1 protein-coding gene and 2 pseudogenes are annotated in these 836 nt (G+C 54.8%); 2 read left to right on the top strand and 1 reads right to left on the bottom strand.

Translation table 11 applies throughout. The annotated features are described in order from the left end of the window. On the top strand, nt 1-208 hold a 208-nt coding region (locus NCCP436_RS17575), incomplete at its 5' end, for an integrase core domain-containing protein (RefSeq protein ID WP_220805244.1). A gap of 8 nt (nt 209-216) precedes the next feature. Beyond that, nucleotides 217-750 (top strand): annotated as a pseudogene (locus NCCP436_RS17570) (IS3 family transposase); the annotation flags it as partial. On the opposite strand, the pseudogene NCCP436_RS17565 reads toward NCCP436_RS17570, so the two are convergent. Continuing rightward, nucleotides 715-836, bottom strand: a pseudogene (locus tag NCCP436_RS17565) (IS3 family transposase); the annotation flags it as partial. The pseudogenes NCCP436_RS17570 and NCCP436_RS17565 overlap by 36 nt on opposite strands.

The raw sequence follows: 836 nt of genomic DNA, 5'->3' as shown, positions 1-836 counted from the left end.
GGATAACTCACCGATGGAGCGATTGTTCCGCAGCTTGAAATCCGAATGGATTCCGGCGACAGGCTACGTTACCGCTTCGGAAGCTCAACGGGACATCAGTCATTACCTGATGCACCGTTACAACTGGGTCAGGCCACACCAGTTCAACGACGGACTGCCACCTGCGGTGGCCGAAGAAAAACTTAACCCACTGTCCGGGATGGGTTGACCACTACAGAGCGGCAGTTCAACGTCAGTGAACCTAATAAGGTCTGGGTTACCGACATCACGTACATCCGCACTTATGAAGGCTGGTTGTATTTGGCGGTAGTGCTGGATCTGTTTTCACGTCAGGTAATCGGCTGGTCGATGAAGCCACGGATGTGCAGTGACCTGGCCATCGACGCCCTGTTGATGGCGGTCTGGCGGCGTAAGCCCAAGCAGGAGGTGATGATCCATTCCGACCAGGGCAGCCAATTCAGCAGCTCAGACTGGCAGAGCTTCCTCAGGGCTAACAACCTGATCAGCAGCATGAGTCGGCGCGGCAACTGCCACGACAACGCGGTCGCGGAAAGCTTTTTCCAGTTGCTGAAGCGGGAACGCATCAGACGTAAAACCTACGGCACCCGCGAAGAAGCTCGCAGTGATGTGTTCGATTACATTGAGATGTTCTATAACCCCAAGCGCCGGCACAGCAGCGCTATGCAGCTATCGCCGGTGGAGTTTGAAAGGGTTCTACCCCATTTCCACGGACGGTTTGAAAAGGGCTGAAAACTTCAGATCTTGCCGGGCGACTCTACGACGCATTCGTGGGTTATGAAACCGCTCGATGTAGTCGAATAGATCCGCCCGTGCTT

It is taken from the genome of Pseudomonas sp. NCCP-436 (assembly GCF_019656335.1).
In the GTDB taxonomy this organism is placed as follows: domain Bacteria; phylum Pseudomonadota; class Gammaproteobacteria; order Pseudomonadales; family Pseudomonadaceae; genus Aquipseudomonas.
This window is presented reverse-complemented; position numbering and strand designations above follow the sequence as displayed.